The organism is Rhodococcus sp. RDE2 (assembly GCF_020885655.1).
Classification (GTDB): domain Bacteria; phylum Actinomycetota; class Actinomycetes; order Mycobacteriales; family Mycobacteriaceae; genus Rhodococcus; species Rhodococcus pyridinivorans.
On sequence record NZ_AP025186.1, the window covers coordinates 940232 to 960207 of the forward strand.

Sequence of the window (19976 nt, forward strand, 5' to 3'; positions counted from 1 at the left end):
ACCACTGCCGGTCTCCGGCGGCGAGCCCGGCCGCGGCGGGCTCGAGCAGAATGCGCACAACGGCGCTATCGCGCGCAACGGTGACTCGGTGAGGGACGTGGCCACACACTCTGCTGTAGCAGAGATCACACAATCCTCACGGCTTCGAGCCGGACCCCCACACCGAACCTCCGGTCGCACCCGCGACCCGTGGTCGACGTGTGCCCGGACCGGCCCTGATCACGTCAGAAAGTGGGCACCGCCATGCTCGTCATCCTCGGCTTCCTGATGGTCGCCACGTTCATGTACCTGATCATGTCGAAACGGGCCACCCCGGTCGTCGGCCTGATCCTGATCCCGGTCGCGTTCGGCCTGATCGCCGGAGCCGGCACCGACATCGGCGACATGATCGTCGACGGCGTCGAAAGTCTCGCCCCCACAGCGGCGCTGCTGTTCTTCGCGATCATCTTCTTCGGCATCATGATCGACGTCGGCCTGTTCGATCCGCTGGTGCGGCTCATCCTGCGGCTCGTGCGCGACGACCCGGCGCGACTGGTGATCGGAACCGCGGTGCTGGCGATGGTCGTCTCCCTCGATGGAGACGGGTCCACGACGTTCATCATCACCACCTCCGCGCTGCTGCCGCTCTACCTGAAACTGAAGGTCAGCCCCGTCGTCCTCACCGTCGTCGCGGGCCTGGCGAACGCCACGATGAACATCATCCCGTGGGGCGGGCCGACGGTGCGCGCGGCCAGCGCGCTCGGGTTGTCCCCGTCCGACGTGTTCGTCCCGATGATCCCGTCGCTCGTCGTGGGACTCGTGGTCGTGCTGGGCTTCGCTGCTCACCTGGGCTTCGTCGAACGTCGCCGCCTCGGGAAGCTCACGTGGAAGCCCGACCTGATGCCGCTCGGCGCCGGTCCGTCCGGAGTGGGTACGACGGTCGGAAAGGACACCGATGCCACCGACGGGGAGGTCGGTCAGTTGGCTGCCGGACTCGACCCCGACCGTCCGACCCTGCGTCCGCGTCTGCTGCCCTTCAACGCGATCCTCACGGTGGCGCTGCTCGTCGTCCTCGGTCTCGACATCCTGCCGATCCCCGTGCTGTTCATGATCGCCGCCGGTATCGCGCTGGCCGTGAACTTCCCGCGCGTCGTCGACCAGTCCGCCGCGATCGCACGCCATTCGTCGAGCATCGTGTCGGTCGTCGCGATGGTGTTCGCCGCGGCCGTCCTGACGGGCGTGTTCCAGGGCACCGGGATGGTCGAGTCGATGGCGTTGTGGCTCACCGGCGTCGTCCCCGACTCGCTCGGCCCGTTCCTCGCCGTCATCACCGGTCTGCTCAGCATCCCGATGACCTTCTTCATGACCAACGACGCCTTCTACTTCGGGGTGCTCCCCGTCCTGGCGGAGACGGCAGCGCAGTACGGCATCGAACCGGTCGAGATGGCGCGCGCATCGATCACCGGACAGCCCGTCCACATGCAGAGCCCGCTGGTCCCGGCGATCCTGCTGCTGGTGACCCTCGCCGGGGTGCCGTTGGCCGACCACCACCGCAAGGTGCTGTGGCGCGCGGGAGTGGTGTCGGTCGTGATGCTCGTCGTCGGGGTGGTACTCGGGCAGATTCCGTTCGGGTGAGATCGGCTCCGAGCCACACTGGACGGATGGGACGAACGGGAGCGACGCCGTGAAACTTCGCACCCAGGTACTTCTGCTCCAGTCCGCGGTGGTGGCGGTGGCGCTCGGCATCGGATTCACGGTGTTCGCCACCACCACCGAGGACCGAGTCACCGACGAGCACGGTCAGCGCGCGCTCGCGATCGCACGGTCGGTGTCCGCGGACCCGACCGTGCGGGACGAGGTCGCACGCTATTCGGCCGCCGACGACGGGGTGGTCTCCCCGGACAACCCGGAACTCGCATCCGGTGCGGTGCAGCAGGCCGCCGAGGCGGTCCGCACCGCCACCGGAGCGTTGTTCGTCGTGGTCACCGACGACCAGGGGCGCCGGCTCGCGCATCCCGATCCGGAGCAGCTCGGCCGGAGGGTGAGCACCGATCCCACCGAAGCGCTCGCCGGACGCGAGGTCATGACCAGCGAGTCGGGCACGCTCGGCGATTCCGTGCGGGCCAAGGTGCCGGTGGGCGATTCCGTCTCGGGCAGGGTGGTCGGGGAGGTCAGCGTCGGCATCGCCACCGACCGGGTGCGCGCCGATCTGCGCAGCGACCTCGCCGATGCCGCACTGATCGCGCTCGCGGCGCTCGGGTGCGGTGCTGCCGGGTCGTTGCTGCTCGCCAACCGCTGGAAGCGACTCACCCTGGGACTCGAACCCGAACAGCTCACCGAGCTGGTCCGCGAACAGGAGGTCGTACTGCACGGGATCTCCGACGGGGTCGTCGGCACCGATGCCCGCGGCATCGTCACGGTCGTCAATGCCGAGGCACGTCGCCTGCTCGATCTCGACGACAGGATCGGCCACCGCGTCGACCTCGACGACGGAATCGGCCACAGCGTCGACACTCTCGGGATCACCCCGCGGTTGCTCGACGTGCTGCGCGCCGCGGACGGCATCCCGGTCGCGGCGACCACCGGCGACCGGGTCGTGGTCGCCGTCTCGCGGCGCGTGGTGCGCGACGGCCGGGATCTCGGCACGGTGATGTCGGTGCGGGACCGGACCGACATCGAGACGCTCACGCGTGAACTCGATGCCGTCAAGGCGATGAGTACGGCGCTGCGGGCCCAGCGGCACGAATTCGCGAACCGCCTCCACCTGCTCGACGGACTGCTCCGCCGCGGGCACGCGGAGCAGGCGCTCGAGTACATCGAACAGATCCTGGGTTCGGGTCCGCTCGGTGAGCAGCTCGACGGCATCGACGCGATCACCGACCCCTACCTGCACGCCTTCCTCGTCGCGAAGGCCGCGCATGCGCGCGAGCAGGGAGTGGGGCTCGTGCTCGGCGAGAACACATGGGTGCACGCCACCGTGCAGGCGCCCGTCGACGTCACCACGGTGCTCGGGAACCTGCTCGACAATGCGATCGAGGCGGCACGCACGAGCGGGCGCACACCGGCCGAGGTGGAGGTCGAACTGATGGAGGACGGTGCCGACCTGCACGTGAGTGTCGCCGACACCGGCGACGGCGTCGATCCCGCGTTGCCCGACGTCTTCGTCGAGGGCGCGACGACCCGCAGCGATCCGACGGTGCCCGGCGGTCGCGGAATGGGGCTGGCGCTGGCACGGCGCATCGCACGGCTGCACGGCGGCGACGTCGTGCTGGCGGACCGAGGCGGGCAGCGCACACCGGAGAATCCGACCGGGGGTGCGGTCTTCCTGGCGACGCTGCCCGGGATGCTCGACGAAAGGGATAGGGGATGGGCGGAACGGATCTGAAGGTCCTCGTCGTCGACGACGACTTCCGCGTCGCCGAACTCCACGCATCCGTGGTCTCGGGTGTGGCGGGATTCGAGATCTGCGCGGTCGCCGGGAGCATCGCGGCAGCTCGGGACGCCGTTCGGTCCGGTCCCGTCGATCTCGCCCTCGTGGACGTGTATCTGCCGGACGGCTCCGGGGTCGACCTGATCCGGAGCCTCGAATGCGACAGTTTCGTGCTCGGTGCCGCCGGCGAGGGCACGACGGTGCGGGCGGCGCTCGCCGCCGGTGCGCTGGTGTACCTGGTCAAGCCGTTCGCGAGCACCGAACTGGCCCGCCGCCTGGCGGCCTACGCGCAGTACCGCAGGGTCGTCGCGGGGGAGGAGCTCACCCAGACCGAGATCGACACGGCGCTGGCTGCACTGCGACCGGTGTTGCCGGCCGCCCGCCCGGCCCCCTCGCGTTCGATGACCGAGGAACTCGTGATGCAGGCGCTCCGGGAATCACCGGAACCGATGTCGGCGGGGGAGGTGGCCGTGACGATCGGGGTGTCGCGCGCGACCGCCCAGCGCTATCTCGCGGCCCTCGTCGCGAGGAAACGCCTGCGGATGCAGTTGCGCTACGGCACCACCGGCCGTCCCGAACAGGAATACCGACCGCTGTGACGCTGGTCCCTGTGATCCGCGGTTCCGGAGAACTCCGCGTCAGCCGATCTGCGGTCCGAGCAGGTCGTCGGCGTCGGTGATCCGGTACGCGTAACCCTGCTCGGCGAGGAACCGCTGGCGGTGCGCGGCGTACTCGGCGTCGAGGGTGTCGCGGGAGACCACGGAGTAGAAGTGCGCCTGCCCACCGTCGTGCTTCGGACGCAGCAGCCGCCCGAGACGCTGGGCCTCCTCCTGCCGCGAACCGAAGGTGCCCGACACCTGGATCGCGACCGAGGCCTCCGGCAGGTCGATGGAGAAGTTCGCGACCTTCGACACGACGAGCACCTTCAACTCGCCCGACCGGAACCGGTCGAACAGCGCCTCGCGTTCCTTCGTCTTCGTCGACCCCTTGATGACCGGGGCGTCGAGCGCTTCACCGAGCTCGTCGAGCTGATCGATGTAGGCACCGATGATCAGTGTCGGGGCGTCCTGGTGTTGCTCGAGGATCGACTTCACGACCGGGATCTTGGTGCGCGCGGTCGAGCACAGCTTGTACCGTTCCTCGGGCTCGGCCACCGCGTACGCCATGCGCTCGGCGTCGGTGAGGGTCACGCGGACCTCCACGCAGTCGGCAGGCGCGATCCAGCCCTGGGCTTCGATGTCCTTCCACGGCGCGTCGAACCGCTTCGGGCCGATGAGGGAGAAGACGTCGCCTTCGCGTCCGTCCTCTCGCACGAGGGTCGCGGTGAGGCCGAGGCGGCGGCGGGACTGCAGGTCGGCGGTCATGCGGAAGACCGGCGCCGGCAGCAGGTGCACCTCGTCGTAGATCATCAGCCCCCAGTCGCGGGAGTCGAACAACTCGAGATTGCGGTACTCACCCTTCGACTTGCGGGTGATCACCTGGTAGGTGGCGATGGTGACCGGGCGGATCTCCTTCTTCTCACCCGAGTACTCACCGATCTCGTCCTCGGTGAGGGAGGTGCGGGCGATCAGCTCGCGCTTCCACTGGCGGCCGGCGACCGTGTTCGTCACGAGGATGAGTGTCGTCGCGCCGGCCTTCGCCATCGCGGCGGCGCCGACCATCGTCTTGCCGGCACCGCACGGCAGCACCACGACACCCGAGCCGCCCGACCAGAACGAGTCGGCGGCCAGTTCCTGGTAGTCGCGCAGGTGCCAGGGGTTCGTCTCGAAGTCCAGCGAGATCGAATGCGCCTCGCCGTCGACGTACCCCGCGAGGTCCTCGGCCGGCCAGCCGATCTTCAGCAGCATCTGCTTGACGCGTCCGCGCTCGCTCGGATGCACGATCACGGTGTCGTCGTCGATGCGGGCGCCGAGCATCGGGGCGATCTTCTTGTTCCGCAGGACCTCGGCGAGCACCGCCCGGTCGAGGCTGACCAGGGTCAGGCCGTGCGCGGGGTTCTTGACCAGCTGGAGGCGCCCGTAGCGGCCCATGGTGTCGACGATGTCGACGAGCAGGGCCTGCGGGACGGCGAACCGGGAATGCGAGACCAGCGCGTCGACGACCTGCTCGGCGTCGTGACCGGCGGCACGCGCGTTCCACAGTGCCAGCGGCGTCACCCGGTAGGTGTGGATGTGCTCGGGGGCGCGTTCGAGCTCGGCGAACGGTGCGATCGCCTGCCGCGCCTCGTTCGCCCGTTCGTGATCGACCTCGAGGAGCACGGTCTTGTCGGACTGGACGATGAGCGGTCCGTCGGCCACGAGTGCCTCCTGTGGATGGAAAGTAGAACTTTCCCATTCTCCAGGTTCGGGCCGTACCGCGCCACCACGACGGTGTACGGCCGTGCGTTCCCCCGTGGCGGGAACGCACGGCCGACCGGTTTCACGGCGTACTCACCGTGCGAGCGACTGCCGCACCTCCATCACGCACACCAGTGCCTCGGAGATACCGGACCGGTAGCCGGCGTCCTTCTCGGAGGCGGGAGGCCTCGAATCCAGTTCCGATTCGAGTCGTTCCTGGATCTTGTCCAGGGCATGCAGCGTCCGCTTCATTCCAGTACCGATTTCTCTTTCTCAGGCCGGCTGTTTCATCGCGCCGGCTCGCTCGTCGAGAACGAACACCCGTGCACGCGCCAATGCGGCACGATATCCGTGCCGCTGTGCGTCGGTGCCCGTTTCCCGACCGGACAATCCACTTATCTTCTCGTACAGCGCTTCGAGCGCTGCGATCTCGAGATCCATGGCCTGCAACCGGATTCAGCTCCGCTTCCGCTTACGAATGAACTCGCCGGCTTCGGCGGCCTTCTGCCGCTTCTCCTGGCGACGTTCCTTCAGGGACTTCGCAGGCTTCTTCGGATTCTTGCCCTTGTCGGCCATTGTCACTCCATCTTCGATGAACAACCACTCGACAGGACCACACCATACGTCATTTCCCAGGAAAAGCCAGTCGCTCGAATTATTCTGTGCGCCATCCGAACACGGAGTCGAAATATTCCGTACTCCGGTTTCCCGAGTTGATTTCACCGTGCGTCGATCCCTGTCGGGACGTTCCACGCGGCCGATACCGTCACCGGCGATGCTGTGCGGACAGAGGACGTCCACAGCCGGGCAGACGGGGGAGAGCGATGGGCCGGAGCGTGATCGCAGGCCGCAGCGTCTCGCGTCGCGAGCACCGTGCGTGTCGCGTCGTCCACCGATCGCGGTTCCGCGGCTGTCCGCACTGTCGCTGTTCTCCGAACCGCGACCGCTGATTTCGGGATCGTTCCTCTCGGGGCCGTGCCTGCGCTCGGGTTCCCGTTCGTCTTCCGGTAGCGCGCGTCGGCGCATTCCGCGCGACGTCGCGCCCTTCACCTTCGCAAGGAGTTCTCATGACCGTGTCCTCACTCGTGCGCTCTCGAAGATCGCGCGCTCCGATCGTCGTCGCGGCCGCACTGAGCGTCGTGCTCACCGGGTGCGCCGGCGGTTCGACCGGGGGATTGTCCGCCGACGCCGAACTCCCCGAGGAGATTCCACCGGGGACGTCGTTGAGCATCGCGGTCAAGCCCACTCGTATCCAGCTCGAGGCGACCGGCCGTATCGACGAGTTGCCGTTCACGGTGTCGGACTGGCCCGATGTCTCGGCCGGTCCCGACGTCATCCAGGCGTTCCGCGGCGACGCCGTCGATCTCGCGGCCAATGCCGCGATTCCTCCCATCCAGGCCCATACCACCGGGCTCGACGCCAGGATCGTCGCCGTACGCGAGAAGGATTCGCCGCAGTACTCGCTCGCGACGGCACCCGGTACCGACATCGATTCGCTGGACGACCTGCGCGGCAGGAGAATCGCGTTGTCGCCGGGGCAGGCTCAGGGTGTCGTCGTGCTCCGGACGCTGAAGTCGGCCGGAATCGGCCTCGACGAGGTGGAATTCGTCGAACTGCCGAGCACTCAGTTCCTCACGGCGCTCCAGGCGAAACAGGTCGACGTCGCACCGCTGGCGGAACCGACCCTCACGAAGTACCTGAACCAGTACGAAACCGAGGGTGCGCGAGGGGTGTTCACGCCCGAGGTCGACGCGCTGAGTGTTCTGTGGGCTCCGGTGTCCGTGCTCGAGGACCCCGCGAAGGTCGCAGCGATCAAGGAGTTCATCCCGCTGTGGGCGCAGGGCGACGTCTGGGCATGGGAGAACCGGGACGAGTGGATCCGGAAGTACTACGTCGAGAGCGAGGGGGTCTCGTACGAGGACGGCAGGCGGATCGTCGACACCGTCGGCCAGAAACCGGCCTATCCCACCGACTGGGACTCCGCGATCGAATGGACGCAGGAGACCTCGGAACTGCTCGACGAGGCCGGATGGTTCGACGAGTTCGACGTCGAGCAGATCTTCGATCGCAGATTCGAAACGATTGCCGCGGAGTCGGTTCCGCGGGAGTACCGGAAGGGGTCGGATTCGTGACCAGCACACTGACACAACCGGTGGAGGTCGGCGCCCGCCCGCCGGACCCCGTCGATCCGCCACCGACGGACGGGATCAGGCCGCTTCGGCGGCTCGGTCTCCGCAAGGCCGTCCCGTTCTCGCGCATGACCGGCGTGGTTCTGCTGCTCGCCGTGTGGGCGATCGGGTCGGGTGCCGGATGGATCGACGACCGCAAGCTCTCCGCTCCCTGGACCGTGGTGACCAGCGCGGTCGAGCTCGTCGCGGAAGGAACTCTGCAACAACATATCCTGGCATCGCTGAGCCGTGCCGTGCTGGGCTTCGTGATCGGATGCGTCATCGGTACCGCGCTCGCGCTCGCATCCGGCCTGACCCGCACCGGCGAAGCCCTGATCGACGGCCCTGTGCAGTTCAAGCGTGCGATCCCGACGCTGGGTCTCATCCCGCTGCTGATCCTGTGGCTCGGCATCGGCGAGACCTTCAAGATCACGGTGATCGCACTCGGGACGGTCGTGACCATCTACATCCAGACGCACAACGCCCTCACAGCGCTCGAGCAGCGCTACGTCGAACTCGCCGAGGTCCTCGGTCTCACGCGCGCACAGTTCGTGTGGAAGGTGGTGCTGCGAGGAGCGCTGCCCGGATTCTTCCTCGGTCTGCGCCTGGCGGTGACCGGTGCGTGGCTCACCCTGATCGTGGTCGAGAGCATCAACGCTGTGAGCGGCCTGGGCAAGATGATGTTCAACGCCCAGAACTACGGTCAGCCGGACGTCATCCTCGTCGGATTGCTCGTCTACGGCGTCTTCGGTCTGGCATCCGACGCCGGCCTCCGGTTGCTCGAGCGTCGGGCGCTCGCCTGGCGGAAGACGCTGGGCGGATGAGCGCCGTACGCATCCGCGGCCTGATCCGCGGCTTCGGCGACCGGAACGTCCTCGACGGACTCGACCTCGAGATCCCCGAAGGGCAGTTCGTCGCCCTGCTCGGCAGGAGCGGATCCGGGAAGTCCACTCTGCTGCGTGCTCTTGCCGGCCTCGACTACGACGTGGAGATCCGCGGCGGCGCACTCGCGGTACCGGAGAAGGTCTCCGTCGCCTTCCAGGACTCCCGTCTGCTGCCCTGGCTGCGCGTGCTCGACAACGTCACGCTCGGTCTCGACAGGCAGGGCAGGAGCAGCGGATCCGAGATGCTGGCCGAGGTCGGCCTGGCCGGGCGCGAGGACGCCTGGCCGCTCGAACTCTCGGGCGGGGAGCAACAGCGTGTCGCGCTGGCCCGAGCCCTGGTACGGGAGCCGCAGTTGCTGCTCGCCGACGAGCCGTTCGGCGCGCTCGACGCCCTGACCCGCATCAGGATGCACGGACTGCTCGACGACCTCGTCCGCGCGCACCGTCCCACCGTGCTGCTCGTGACCCACGACGTCGACGAGGCGATCGTGCTCGCCGACCGGATCGTCGTGCTGGACGAAGGACGCATCGCCGTCGACCGCCACGTGGATCTCGACAAACCCCGTTCCATCACGGATCCCGGTTTCCGGGACATCCGTGAAGACCTCCTCACCGCCCTCGGTGTCATCACACAACCGTGACGAAAGACCTTTCACGACAGGAGAAGACATGACCGATCGTCGATTGCGCCTCAACGCCTTCCTCATGCCCATCGGCCACCACGAAGCGGCCTGGCGTCTGCCGGAGAGCGACCCGAACGCGAATCTCGACATCCAGCACTACATCTCGCTCGCCCGCACCGCCGAGCGTGGCAGGTTCGACTCGGTGTTCCTCGCCGACAGCCCCGTACTGTTCGCGAATCCCGAGCGGCGTCCGAGCGGCAAGCTCGAACCCACGATCATCCTCACCGCGATCGCAACGGCCACCGAGCGGATCGGTCTCATCGGGACCGCGTCGACGACCTACAACGAGCCCTACAACCTCGCGCGGCGATTCGCCTCGCTGGACTTCGTCAGCGGGGGACGTGCCGGCTGGAACATCGTCACCACCGCCGGGGACGACGCCGCCCGCAATTTCGGTCTCGACGGCGTGCCGGCGCACAAGAGCCGCTACGCGCGGGCCGCCGAGTTCGTCGAGGTGTCGACCAAGCTGTGGGACAGCTGGGAGGACGACGCGATCGTCGCCGACAAGGAGGCGGCGATCCACGCCGACTCCGCGAAGGTCCACACCTTCGACCACGAGGGAGAGTTCTTCTCGGTGGCCGGGCCGCTCAACGTGCCGCGGTCGCCGCAGGGCTACCCGCTGCTCGTGCAGGCGGGCTCGTCGGAGAACGGCAAGGACTTCGCCGCCCTGTACGCCGAGGCGATCTTCACCGCCCAGCCCACCTTCGAGGAGGGCAAGGCGTTCTACGACGACGTGAAGGATCGCGTGGGCAAGGTCGGCCGCGACCCGCGGCAGGTGCTGATCCTCCCGGGCATCGTGCCCGTCATCGGCGATACGGAGAAGGAGGCACGCGAACTCGACGCCGAACTGGCCCGGCTGATCTCGCCCGAGTACGCGCGCCACCAGCTCGCCGAACGGTTCGGGCTGCGGCCGGAGCAGCTTCCGCTCGACGAGCCGCTGCCGGAGAACCTGCCGTCCGAGGACGAGATCGAGGGAGCCAAGAGCCGGTACACGCTCATCGTGCAGCTCGCACGACGGGAGAACCTCACGGTGCGGCAGCTCATCGAACGCCTCGGCGGCGGTCGCGGCCACCGCACTTTCGCGGGCACGGCCGAGCAGGTGGCCGACACGATCGAGCACTGGTTCCACAGCGGCGCGGCCGACGGTTTCAACATCATGCCCGCGGTGCTGCCGTCGGGGCTCGAGAAGTTCGTCGACGGTGTGGTGCCGATCCTGCAGGAGCGCGGTCTGTTCCGCACCGAGTACACCGAATCCACCCTGCGTGGGCACTATGGGCTCCCGCAGCCGGAGAACCAGTTCACCGTCGGCAGGGCGTTCGCGCGGTTCGCGACGCAGCGCTGAGCCTCTCCGCCCACGGGCCGGTGGTGGGCGGTTCCGCGCGATGCCTGATCGACCGCACCCGGGTCCGTCGTCAGTCGACCAGCGCCACCGACGTGACACGGTGCAGGACGAAGCTGCGCACCGAGCCGGTCGCCGGGTCGAAGGCCTGCACCTGCCCGCCGCCCACCGACACCGGGTCGACGATGCGGCGCGTCGCCACCCCCTGCGCGTCGACGTAGCCGAGGGTGACGCTGCGCTTGCCGTGCACAGCCAGTTGCAGCAGCGCGAGTGTCGCCGCACCGCCGGATCGGCTGCCGTCACCACGTGCCGAGGCCGTCGGTGTCGCGGCCTCCGCACGGTCGCCGGCGCGCAGCGTGCGCACGAGGGTGTCGAGTTGCTCGTCGCTCGGCGCGGTGGGTCCGGCATAGCGGGCCCGGGCACGCGGCATCGCAACACGGGCGCCCCGGGGCCGTAGATCCACGATCGCTCCCGAGGCGTCCTCCCCGGCGGGCGCGAAGCCCGCGGCGCGCAGCTCGGTGAGCACCTCGGCGAGAGGCGCCTGCGAGATCGCGACGGTCGGGGCGACCGCGCGCAGGGCGAGCGTGGCGGCGACCGGGGCGGACAGCACCTCGGTGAGCAGGGCCGGATCGTCGGCGCGGACGAAGGACGTCGCCACACCGGCCCGCAGGCGTCCGTGGCGACGCGCGACGTCGTCGATCAGGTAGGTGAGCGACTGCGGCACCGGTGTGCGCGAATGCGTCGCGAACAGTCCGTGCAGGTCGCTCGCGCCGAGACCGGCGTCGAGCGCGCGCCGGATACTGCTGTCGCCGATCCGGTAGACGGTCGCGGCACCGGCCGATTCGACATCGGCGACGAGCGCGATCCGCTCGCCGAGTTCGGGGACGAGCGGGCCGGGAGCGACGACCGTGAGGTCGGCCTGGACGAGCACGTAGTCGACGGGTTCGGGCAGCACCGCCGCCATCTCGGCCTCGGCGTCGCCGCCGTGCAGCAGCGCCTTGCCCGGCGACGCGAGCATGCCGTGCGCGACGAGACCGAGTGTCGTCGCCTCCCGCACGGTCTCCACGACACTCGTCGTGTCGAAACGACCCGCCCAGCGCGGACGACGCCACGCCGCAGCGGCACGCAGGTCGGCGACGTCCGTGCCCGCCGCCGGCACGTCGGAGAGGACGTCGAGCAGCAGCCGCCGGTCACGGGCGGCGGTGGGGGACTTCACCTCGTCGGACAGTGCGGCGACCGGCTTGTCGTTCTGGTCGCGGCGGCCGATCAGCCAGGGCCGGCGCGGCAGGTCGAGCCAGGCACCGGCGAGCACGGCCCAGCGGTAGGCGGGGGAGGACGTGAGCCACGCGTCGGTGGCGGTGGTCGGGGCCCAGTGATCGTCGTCCCCGGGTGTCGGCGGGTCGGGGAGGCCGCGCGCGATCAGACCGGCACCGGCAAGGACCTCGACGACGAGCGCCGTCTCCTCGTCGTCGAGTCCGACCGCCTTCCCGACGCGATGCAGTTCGCGGACGCCGAGCCCTCCGGCCTTGAGGACGGGAGCGGGTTGCGCCCCGAGAATGTCGAGAACGTCCTCGCAGTGCCGCAACAGTTCGAGGGCGGCACCGGCAGCGGTCGCGTTGACGTCGGCGGTCGAGCGGGTGGGTTTCGGTGCGCGCGGGGGAGCGAGCGCCGCCGGATCGAAGGGGGCGTCGTCGCGCAGCGCTTGGCCCACCCGGTGGGGGAGTTCGACGGTCTCGTCGTCGATACGGAAGAGCAGCCCGGCAGCGAGCAGCTTCTGCACGGGCCGGTCGGCGGGAGTGTCCGGCGCGGCGTCGCGGGTCCGGCCGATCGGGGACGTGCGCGACAGGGTGTCGAGGATGCTGCGCTGCTCGGGCGGGAGAGCCGCGAGGAGGTCGTCGAGTTCCTGCCGGGACGGTCCGGTGACGTCGCCGGTGCGTCCGACGCGCCACGGAACGGCGTCCACGGCGGCGGCAACGAGACGCAGCTCGTCGGTGGACCCCCACACGAGCAGCAGCGAGCGCAGGGTGGACAGGATCCGGTCGAGATTCCTCGCGCTGATGCGGCCGGAGACCTCGTCGAGCACGGCGGCGCGGGAGACGGGGGTGTCCACCGCTCCGAGACGGGCCAGGACCTCGACGATCCCGAAGGCGGCGGTGTCGAGTTCGTCGGCCGCACGGAAGACCGAGGCGCGTTGCTGCGCTCGGCTCGCGAGCACGTTCATGCTCGCCGGTGGCGGCACCACGAGATCGGGACGGGCACGCAGCGTGGCGGCCAGATCCGTGTCGCGTCGACCTGCCAGCCAGCGGGCGAGGGAGTCCGAGGCGGTGTCGGGAGCGGGCGTGGTCGGGGACATCCCCTCCAGATTAGAGACCTGCGGTAGCAGGCCCCGAACTCACCTGCCAAAATGAGCGCATGGCTACCTCTTCGAAAAAGCATTACGTCGACCACGGATGGCCCGAGCTGGCCGACGGTGAGCACGCTGTCACCGAACTGTCGTCCACGCGTTCCGGTCCGCTCTCCCCGTACGGTGAGGACACCGTGTTCCCGTTGCCGGTCGAGGACCTGCCCTACACGCATCCGAAGACGGTGATCAACCGCTGATCCGATCGCGGATCACCGAACAGGCTCTTCCGTACGACGCCCGGTCCCTTCGTGGGGCCGGGCGTCGTCGTGTGAGGGAGGAACGAGCTCGTCCGCATATGCGGAAGGGCCCCGCACCGTGATCGGTGCGGGGCCCTTCCGGGATGTTCGGGGTGTTACTGCGGGAGCACCGCGCGAACGGCGTCCAGGATGTTCGGGTCGAGCTCGACACCGGCGTCCTGGAGTGCGGTGACGCCCTGCTCGAAGCCGGCCAGGATGCCCTGGACCTCGGCGGGGAGAGCGGGGGTCTCCGGAAGCTGCGGGACAGCGTTCTGGATGGCGGGCGCAGGGGTCTCGGCGGGAGCGCTGGGGGCTGCGTCGACGGAGCGCTGCGTGGGCGCGCTCGACAGTCCGAGGCTCGACGAGCAGGAGGGCCATGCGCCCCAGCCCTGGCCGGCGAGGACACGCTCGGCGACGGCGATCTGCTGTTCGCGGCTGGCCTGGTGGGCCGTGGCAGCGTATTCCTGGCCACCGTAGGCGTTCCAGGTGCTCGGCGAGAACTGCAGGCCGCCCTGGAAACCGTTGCCGGTGTTGATCGCCCAGTTGCCACCGGACTCGCACTGTGCGAGGCGGTCCCAGTCGGAGTCGGGAGCGGCAGCGGCGGTGCCGCTGAACGCGACACCCGTGACGCCGAGGACTGCACCCGTCAGCGCGAACTTGGCGACGGTACGACCGGTATTGGTGGGCTTGCGATGGCGTCCGCTCATGTCGGTTCCGTGTTCCTCTCCGTACGCACCTACGAGGTCAGCTGTCGGGTTCGGGCTGAAGAGGTTGCCCGGCCGTGTCGCTCCGTTGGGAGCGCCTTCGGCTTCACCCCGAGGACCGTCGCGGTTGCGTCGGCCCGGGCCTCCTGGACACCGTCCGGCTGTGGGCCGATCGGTTCCTGGGAGACCGGTGGGTCCCCCGTTTCCTGTCCCCTGTGGATCGTTCGTCGGGACTTCCGGAACCACGGGACAGGAATTTGGCGCGGCGGTTCCGGACCGGTCGAGCCAGGCGGTTCGACCGGACATGACGGTAACGGTTCCGAGGGCGAAGTGTCACCAATTGATAACGCGCCGATTCGCGTGGCGACAGACGTGCGTGGCGCAGATCAGGGAATAAAGTCCCAGGTAGTGGGGTTCGGGTACCCGAAAATCCGTTTCGAGTCCCGCCCGTTATCCGCTCGTTATGTGAGAAAGATCACATGTAACTCGGGCGGGCATCCACAGGAACGATCTCCCGCCCCAAGGGCATCAGGGAGATCGGGATCATCTTCAGGTTCGCGACGGCGAGCGGGATACCGATGATCGTGACGGCCATGGCGATCGCGGTGGCGATGTGGCCGAGGGCCAACCAGATGCCGGCCACCAGGATCCAGATGACGTTGCCGATCAGCGACATGGCGCCGGCCGTCGGCTTGTCGACCGTCGTCTTGCCGAAGGGCCACAGCGCATAGATGCCGATCCGGAACGACGCGATGCCGAACGGGATGGTGATGATGAGGATGCAGCAGATCAGACCTGCCGCGAAGTAGCCGAGCGCGAGCCACAGCCCGCCGAAGATCAGCCAGATGATGTTGAGCAGGATCCTCATGTCCGGTCTCCATTCCGAGCGCGCCGGCCCGAGCGCAGCGCGAAGGCGATGGCGAGGGCGAAGCCCAACGGCCATGCGAGGGTCAACAGGTACAGCACGAGCCCGGGCTTGCCGTCGGTGAGCGCCGGAATGAGGAAGATGGCGACGACCGCCACCACACCGACGACGAAGCAGGCGATCGCGGCCTTCAGGAGGCCGTTACGCGGGGCGGCAGACGAATCCGAAGATGAAGTACCCACGTGACCACGGTAGTCGCCGCAAGGACGGACGGTGACGTCCGGGAGCGGGAAGACGATTCGGGGGCGGACCCACCTCTGCGGGTACACTGACAGGTGTCCACGCGTCCCGCTCGACCGAGTCGGGGCGCGTTGTTTTGCATGTTGAACGGTTGCCCCACTGTGGGGCACAGCTGTCGAGGAGCAGGTGAGCGCGGTGCCGACCGGCAAGGTGAAGTGGTACGACGTCGAGAAGGGCTTCGGCTTCCTGTCCCAGGACGAGGGTGAGGACGTCTACGTCCGTGCCTCGGCGCTCCCGGAGGGAGTGGGAGCGCTCAAGCCCGGCCAGCGCGTCGAGTTCGGTATGGCGGTGGGCCGCCGGGGTCCGCAGGCACTGAAGGTCGAGCTCCTCGAGCAGCCCACGCTGCGGCAGGGCCGCCGCGAGGCTCCCGCCCAGCAGAAGCGCCGCGCGCCGGACGAGCTGCACGGCATGGTCGAGGACATGATCAAGCTGCTCGAAGCAGCGGTCCAGCCCGACCTGCGGCGCGGGCGTTACCCCGACCGCAAGACCGGGCAGCGCATCTCCGAGGTCATGCGGGCGATCGCACGCGAGCTCGACCACTAGGAACGAACCACGACGGGCCGCCCTCGCCATGTGCGAGGACGGCCCGTCGTCGTATGCGGGGCCGGGCTCAGAACGTCTTGACGGCCCACACGGCGTGCGCGATCGGTTCACCGGCCTCGTCGACCACGGCCGACGGCAGCTGGATCTCCACTCCGAGCAGCTGCAGCTCCGGGGAGCTCTTCACGGTCAGGGTGCGACGCGCACCGGCCTCGAACATCGCGCCGTCGATGTAGGTCTGCCCGGTCTGCGTGTCACCGTAGACGGTGATGATGCGCCACGGAGCGTCGGCGATCTCGTTCGGGAGCGACAGCTGCAGCGGGTAACCGGCCGGCACGTCGAGCTGACCGATCGGGTTCTCCACGCAGTCCTCGAGATAGAGATTGCAGTGCTGCGCGGGGTCGACCGTCACGGTCTCTCCCCGTGCGTACGCGGTGATCGTGGGGAGCGTGGGCTCGGCCGAATCGACCAGTTTCCACACCGTGGCGGCGACTCCCGCTACCACGACCACCAGGGCTACCAGCAGCAGCGCGAGAGTCTTCTTCGTCCGGGCCTGCAACTCAACTGTTCCAATCTTCGGTGGGGGATCCACCGGCGCGCCTTCGCCCGGCAGCCGTCTCGGTGGAGACGCGTTCGGGTCGACGGCCGCCGAATCCCGGCAGCAATGTCCCCCCACGGTATGTCAGCACCGTCTGCGCGAATCCGAGAACCAGCACGACCGAGACCACAGCGAATCCGAGCCACAGCTCGGTCGGCAGCAGCACACCCATCGCCCCACCGAACACCCAACTGAGCTGGAGGACCGTCTCGGACCTGCCGAAACCGGACGCGATCGACTCCTCGGGAAGGTCCTGCTGGAGCGATGCGTCGAGCGAGACCTTGGCCAGCGCGCTGGCGCACGCCGCGACGAGCGCCGCGAGCGCGGCGGCCAGGACGTTGCCGGTCGCGGCGACGACGGCGGCCACGACGACGACCGCGGCGGTGCATCGCACGACGATCAGAGCGGGCCGTCCGAGCGCGAGTCGCGCCCCGGTGGCGTTGCCCGCGAAGTTGCCGACCGCAGCGGCGGCACCGACACCACCGAGCATCGCGGCCTGCATGAGCGGATCCTGCCCGGTGGTGTTCTTCGCGACGAACGCCATGAACAAGGTCAGGAAGCCGGTGAGGATGCGGATCGTGCCGTTGCCCCACAGCCCGGTCACCACCGCCCGTCCCAGCGGTTGCTTGCGTTTGCCGGACTTGGTGACGATCACCTCGGTCACGGTGTCGGCGTTCAGCACCTCGGTGCGCGCGTCGGAGCGGTGGTACGACAGCGTCGCCGGCACCTCGCCCTCGGTGACCTCGACCCAGGCAGGGATACGCATGCTCAGGTAGGCGCCGAATGCGGTGATCCCGGCGCACAGCCACAGCGCGCCCGACGAACCGAACGCCCACGCTGCGGCCGCCGCGATCGCGCCGGCGCCGATCGTGCCGCCGACCAGGCCGAAGACCGTCAACCGGGAGTTCACCCGCACCAGGTCGATCTCCGGTGGCAGGACTCTGGGTGTCACCGCGGATTTGAGCACCGCGAACGATTTGCTCAGCACCATCATGCCGAGGGCCGCCGGATACAACAGCCAGCTGTCGAAGTTGAACACCAGCACCACTGCGAGCACCGTGCGCAGCGCGAACGACGTCGCCAGAGCGACGCGACGACCGTGTTGCAACCTGTCGAGCAACGGCCCGATGAGCGGGGCGATGATCGCGAACGGCGCGATCGTGATGAGCAGATACAGCGCGACCTTCGTCCTGTCCTCACCGGTGGCCGCCGAGAAGAACAGGGTGTTCGCGAGCGCGACGGCGATGGCCGCGTCGGAGGCGAAGTTCGCCATCGTCGCGTAGGTGAGCGCGGTCAGGCCCGACTTGTCGGCGCCGTCGGCCGTGGCCGCTCGACGGAAGGTCGCGATGCCCTTCGAGGTGAGTTCGCGGCTGCGCAGGGCCGCGACCCGCGTCACCGTCAACTTCCGCGGCATGCGCGGGGCGCGCGGCGAGTCGGTCTCGGACGAGGACTCCGTCCGACCGGCGGCCGACGCACCCGGTGGCCGGCGCGGATGGTCGACGGGATGCAGGGGCGGCAGGGGAGTGCGACGGCCCGAGACGCGGCGCGGAGGCGGATAGTTGCTGTACCCCGGATGCTGCGAACCCGGGGCACGGCCGTCCGCTCCCTCGGGGGCGGGTCGCTCGTCCGGTTCGGTCACGTCTTCGATTCTTCCCCACGCGATAGCGGCTGTAACACAAGGGCGGCACGTGGCCCGAGTGACGCGTGTCGCGATCGGTATGCCACCCGGATCACTCCACGAAACGCACTTCGAACAGCGTCGGCCAGTACTTGCCCGTCACCAGGAACCGATCGGTCCCGGGGATCTGCGCGATGCCGTTGAGGACGTCCACATCGGCGTCCTCGGGCAGCCGATCGCGCAGCGGAGCCGCATCGACCCGGGCCTCCACGCGGCCCGACGCCGGATCGATCAGCACGATCTCGTCCGTCTGCCACACGTTCGCCCAGACCCTGCCGTCCTCGGTGCACTCGAGTTCGTTGAGCTCCGACACGGCACGCCCGTCCCGGTGCACGGTGACGCGCCCGAGTTCGTCGAAGGTGGCCGGGTCGCGGAAGATCAGCTCGGCCGAGCCGTCGCTCATCACCAGGCGGTCGGGTTGCGCGCACAGCCCCCAGCCCTCGCCGTCGTAGTCGACCCGGCGCTTCTCGAGGAGGGTGTCGCGATCGCGGACGACGGCCGTGCCGTCCTTCCAGGTCAGCTGCCACAGCTCGTCGCCGACCACGGTGATGCCCTCACCGAAGAAGTCGTCGAGGACGGGTTCGCGGGTGCGCTCGGTCTCGGCGAGGGCGACGGTGCCGCCGTCGAGGTCGACTTGCCGGGCCGACACCCACGAGCGCCCGGCCCGGCCGGTGCCTTCGAGCAGTTCGCCTTCGTCGATCTCGAGGCCCTGGGTGAACGCTTCCGGATCGTGGGGGTGCGTGGCGACGACCTCCACACCGAGTTCGGTGGCGGGTGGACCGGGTTCGGCGACGAGATCGTCGCCACATCCGGCGGTGGTGACGCAGACGACCGTCGCGACCGCGGCCGAGAGGAGAAGACGGGGCACGCGCCCATCCTGCACCTCGCGCGTGAGCGGTGCCTGTACGACCTTCCGCGACCCGCAGGCGCCGGAGCAGACAGGTCAGGCAGAATGGGGGCCGTGAGTGTTGCCTCTGCTTCCACTTCCCGAGGAACGAACCCCGTGGTCGATCCGGCGGTGCGTTCCGTGCTCGCCGACGCCGTCGACCTCGCCCGGGCCGCACTCGACGAACTCGGGGACGGTGGAGTCGGCGCCTATCTGGGCGTGACGCGCGAGGACGAGTGCTCGGCCACCCATCGTTTCGCCTCGGAGTTGCCGGGCTACCGCGGGTGGCAGTGGGCCGTCGTCGTGGCCGCCGCCCCGGACTCGGATCGGGTGACGGTGAGCGAACTCGTGCTCCTGCCCGGTCCCGACGCGCTCGTCGCGCCCGAGTGGGTGCCGTGGAGCGAGCGGATCCGTCCCGGCGATCTGGGCCCCGGCGACCTGCTGGCTCCCGCTCCCGACGACGTGCGCCTGGTCCCCGGTTACATGCAGTCCGGCGACCCAGAGGTCGACGAGACCGCTCTCGAGATCGGGCTGGGCCGCAAGCAGGTCATGAGCCTGGAGGGTCGCCTCGAGGCAGCGCAGCGCTGGTTCGACGGAGAGTACGGCCCCGGCTCGGAGATGGCGAAGGCCGCTCCGTCCTCGTGCCGCCTGTGCGGTTTCTACCTTCCGCTCGCCGGATCGCTGCGCGCGGCCTTCGGCGTCTGCGGGAACGAGTTCGCCGCCGACGGTCACGTCGTGCATGCCGAGTACGGGTGCGGCGCGCATTCCGACACGACCCTGCCCACCGGCGCCGGTTCGCCGATCTACGAGGCGTTCGACGATTCGGCAGTGGAGGTCGTCGAGCTCGGGCCGGCCACCGAGTCCGCGCCGACCGATTCCGCGCCGACCGATTCCACCGCCGAGTCGTCCGAGCCGTCCCCGCCCGAGTCGGAACAGACCGACTGAC

General features: G+C 69.0%; 20 protein-coding genes and 1 riboswitch. Of the genes, 10 read left to right on the forward strand and 10 right to left on the reverse strand.

Annotated features, from left to right (window positions below; genetic code table 11):
- The first annotated feature begins 243 nt into the window (after nt 1-243).
- From LPH33_RS04515 to LPH33_RS04525, 3 genes are read left to right on the forward strand one after another with little or no spacing between them, the layout of a single operon-like run.
- Nucleotides 244-1614, forward strand: a complete 1371-nt coding sequence (locus LPH33_RS04515) for a CitMHS family transporter (protein WP_229568251.1) — start codon at nt 244-246, stop codon at nt 1612-1614.
- 49 nt (nt 1615-1663) lie between these two features.
- Nucleotides 1664-3364 carry an ATP-binding protein gene (locus tag LPH33_RS04520; RefSeq protein WP_229567268.1) on the forward strand — a complete coding sequence of 567 codons (1701 nt, stop codon included), beginning with the start codon at nt 1664-1666 and terminating at the stop codon, nt 3362-3364.
- Entirely contained in the window at nt 3346-4008 is a 663-nt protein-coding gene (locus LPH33_RS04525; RefSeq protein ID WP_160873788.1) for a response regulator, read from the forward strand. Before LPH33_RS04520 ends, LPH33_RS04525 begins: the two co-directional genes overlap by 19 nt.
- Nucleotides 4009-4047: 39 nt before the next feature.
- Here the strand turns inward: LPH33_RS04525 and LPH33_RS04530 are convergent, their stop codons facing one another.
- The 3 genes from LPH33_RS04530 to LPH33_RS04540 form a co-directional block, all read right to left on the reverse strand.
- Nucleotides 4048-5706 carry a DNA repair helicase XPB gene (locus LPH33_RS04530; RefSeq protein ID WP_088897823.1) on the reverse strand — a complete coding sequence of 553 codons (1659 nt, stop codon included), beginning with the start codon at nt 5704-5706 and terminating at the stop codon, nt 4048-4050.
- 132 nt (nt 5707-5838) lie between these two features.
- A complete protein-coding gene (locus tag LPH33_RS04535; RefSeq protein WP_016691299.1) occupies nt 5839-5997 on the reverse strand; it encodes a hypothetical protein in 159 nt (52 codons plus the stop codon).
- Nucleotides 5998-6018: 21 nt separating this feature from the next.
- Nucleotides 6019-6186, reverse strand: a complete 168-nt coding sequence (locus LPH33_RS04540; protein WP_016691300.1) for a hypothetical protein — start codon at nt 6184-6186, stop codon at nt 6019-6021.
- A 626-nt stretch (nt 6187-6812) separates the two neighbouring features.
- On the opposite strand from LPH33_RS04540, the gene LPH33_RS04545 reads away from it, so the two are divergent.
- The 4 genes from LPH33_RS04545 to LPH33_RS04560 are packed head-to-tail and all read left to right on the forward strand — an operon-like array spanning nt 6813 to nt 10822.
- Complete coding sequence (locus LPH33_RS04545) at nt 6813-7877, forward strand: PhnD/SsuA/transferrin family substrate-binding protein (RefSeq protein WP_229567270.1); 1065 nt, start codon at nt 6813-6815, stop codon at nt 7875-7877.
- The gene (locus LPH33_RS04550; RefSeq protein WP_160873790.1) at nt 7874-8737 is read left to right on the forward strand and encodes an ABC transporter permease; all 864 of its coding nucleotides are present in this window, start codon (nt 7874-7876) and stop codon (nt 8735-8737) included. The genes LPH33_RS04545 and LPH33_RS04550 overlap by 4 nt, the downstream gene beginning before the upstream one ends.
- Nucleotides 8713-9438 (forward strand): ABC transporter ATP-binding protein, encoded by a 726-nt coding sequence (locus LPH33_RS04555; RefSeq protein WP_229568253.1) that lies wholly within the window; start codon nt 8713-8715, stop codon nt 9436-9438. Before LPH33_RS04550 ends, LPH33_RS04555 begins: the two co-directional genes overlap by 25 nt.
- Before the next feature lie 28 nt (nt 9439-9466).
- On the forward strand, nt 9467-10822 hold the full coding sequence (locus LPH33_RS04560; RefSeq protein ID WP_229567273.1) for an LLM class flavin-dependent oxidoreductase: 1356 nt from the start codon (nt 9467-9469) through the stop codon (nt 10820-10822).
- A gap of 70 nt (nt 10823-10892) precedes the next feature.
- Here LPH33_RS04560 and LPH33_RS04565 read toward each other — a convergent pair whose 3' ends face one another.
- Nucleotides 10893-13172, reverse strand: coding sequence for a helicase-associated domain-containing protein (locus LPH33_RS04565; protein ID WP_088897818.1), 2280 nt, complete (start codon nt 13170-13172; stop codon nt 10893-10895).
- Between the two features lie 59 nt (nt 13173-13231).
- Between LPH33_RS04565 and LPH33_RS04570 the strand changes: the two genes are divergently transcribed.
- The gene (locus LPH33_RS04570; protein WP_006551681.1) at nt 13232-13420 is read left to right on the forward strand and encodes a hypothetical protein; all 189 of its coding nucleotides are present in this window, start codon (nt 13232-13234) and stop codon (nt 13418-13420) included.
- A 155-nt stretch (nt 13421-13575) separates the two neighbouring features.
- Here LPH33_RS04570 and LPH33_RS04575 read toward each other — a convergent pair whose 3' ends face one another.
- The 3 genes from LPH33_RS04575 to LPH33_RS04585 all read right to left on the reverse strand — a co-directional run bounded on the left by LPH33_RS04575 (nt 13576) and on the right by LPH33_RS04585 (nt 15270).
- Nucleotides 13576-14166, reverse strand: a complete 591-nt coding sequence (locus LPH33_RS04575) for a resuscitation-promoting factor Rpf1 domain-containing protein (RefSeq protein WP_016691309.1) — start codon at nt 14164-14166, stop codon at nt 13576-13578.
- A 10-nt stretch (nt 14167-14176) separates the two neighbouring features.
- Nucleotides 14177-14336: riboswitch (cyclic di-AMP (ydaO/yuaA leader) on the reverse strand.
- Between the two features lie 302 nt (nt 14337-14638).
- A complete protein-coding gene (locus tag LPH33_RS04580; RefSeq protein ID WP_016691310.1) occupies nt 14639-15031 on the reverse strand; it encodes a YccF domain-containing protein in 393 nt (130 codons plus the stop codon).
- Nucleotides 15028-15270: a hypothetical protein gene (locus tag LPH33_RS04585; RefSeq protein ID WP_051032935.1), complete on the reverse strand. Its 243-nt coding sequence runs from the start codon at nt 15268-15270 to the stop codon at nt 15028-15030. Before LPH33_RS04585 ends, LPH33_RS04580 begins: the two co-directional genes overlap by 4 nt.
- A gap of 193 nt (nt 15271-15463) precedes the next feature.
- Between LPH33_RS04585 and LPH33_RS04590 the strand changes: the two genes are divergently transcribed.
- Nucleotides 15464-15871 (forward strand): cold-shock protein, encoded by a 408-nt coding sequence (locus LPH33_RS04590; RefSeq protein WP_229568255.1) that lies wholly within the window; start codon nt 15464-15466, stop codon nt 15869-15871.
- A 67-nt stretch (nt 15872-15938) separates the two neighbouring features.
- Here LPH33_RS04590 and LPH33_RS04595 read toward each other — a convergent pair whose 3' ends face one another.
- The 3 genes from LPH33_RS04595 to LPH33_RS04605 all read right to left on the reverse strand — a co-directional run bounded on the left by LPH33_RS04595 (nt 15939) and on the right by LPH33_RS04605 (nt 19012).
- Nucleotides 15939-16460: a DUF2771 domain-containing protein gene (locus LPH33_RS04595; RefSeq protein ID WP_229567275.1), complete on the reverse strand. Its 522-nt coding sequence runs from the start codon at nt 16458-16460 to the stop codon at nt 15939-15941.
- On the reverse strand, nt 16429-18105 hold the full coding sequence (locus tag LPH33_RS04600) for an MFS transporter (RefSeq protein ID WP_160873793.1): 1677 nt from the start codon (nt 18103-18105) through the stop codon (nt 16429-16431). The genes LPH33_RS04595 and LPH33_RS04600 overlap by 32 nt, the downstream gene beginning before the upstream one ends.
- Before the next feature lie 91 nt (nt 18106-18196).
- Nucleotides 18197-19012 carry a glutaminyl-peptide cyclotransferase gene (locus LPH33_RS04605; RefSeq protein WP_229567278.1) on the reverse strand — a complete coding sequence of 272 codons (816 nt, stop codon included), beginning with the start codon at nt 19010-19012 and terminating at the stop codon, nt 18197-18199.
- Between the two features lie 135 nt (nt 19013-19147).
- Here LPH33_RS04605 and LPH33_RS04610 point away from each other — a divergent pair, with 135 nt between their 5' ends.
- The gene (locus tag LPH33_RS04610) at nt 19148-19975 is read left to right on the forward strand and encodes a DUF3027 domain-containing protein (RefSeq protein ID WP_088897813.1); all 828 of its coding nucleotides are present in this window, start codon (nt 19148-19150) and stop codon (nt 19973-19975) included.
- The last annotated feature ends 1 nt before the right edge of the window (nt 19976 follow it).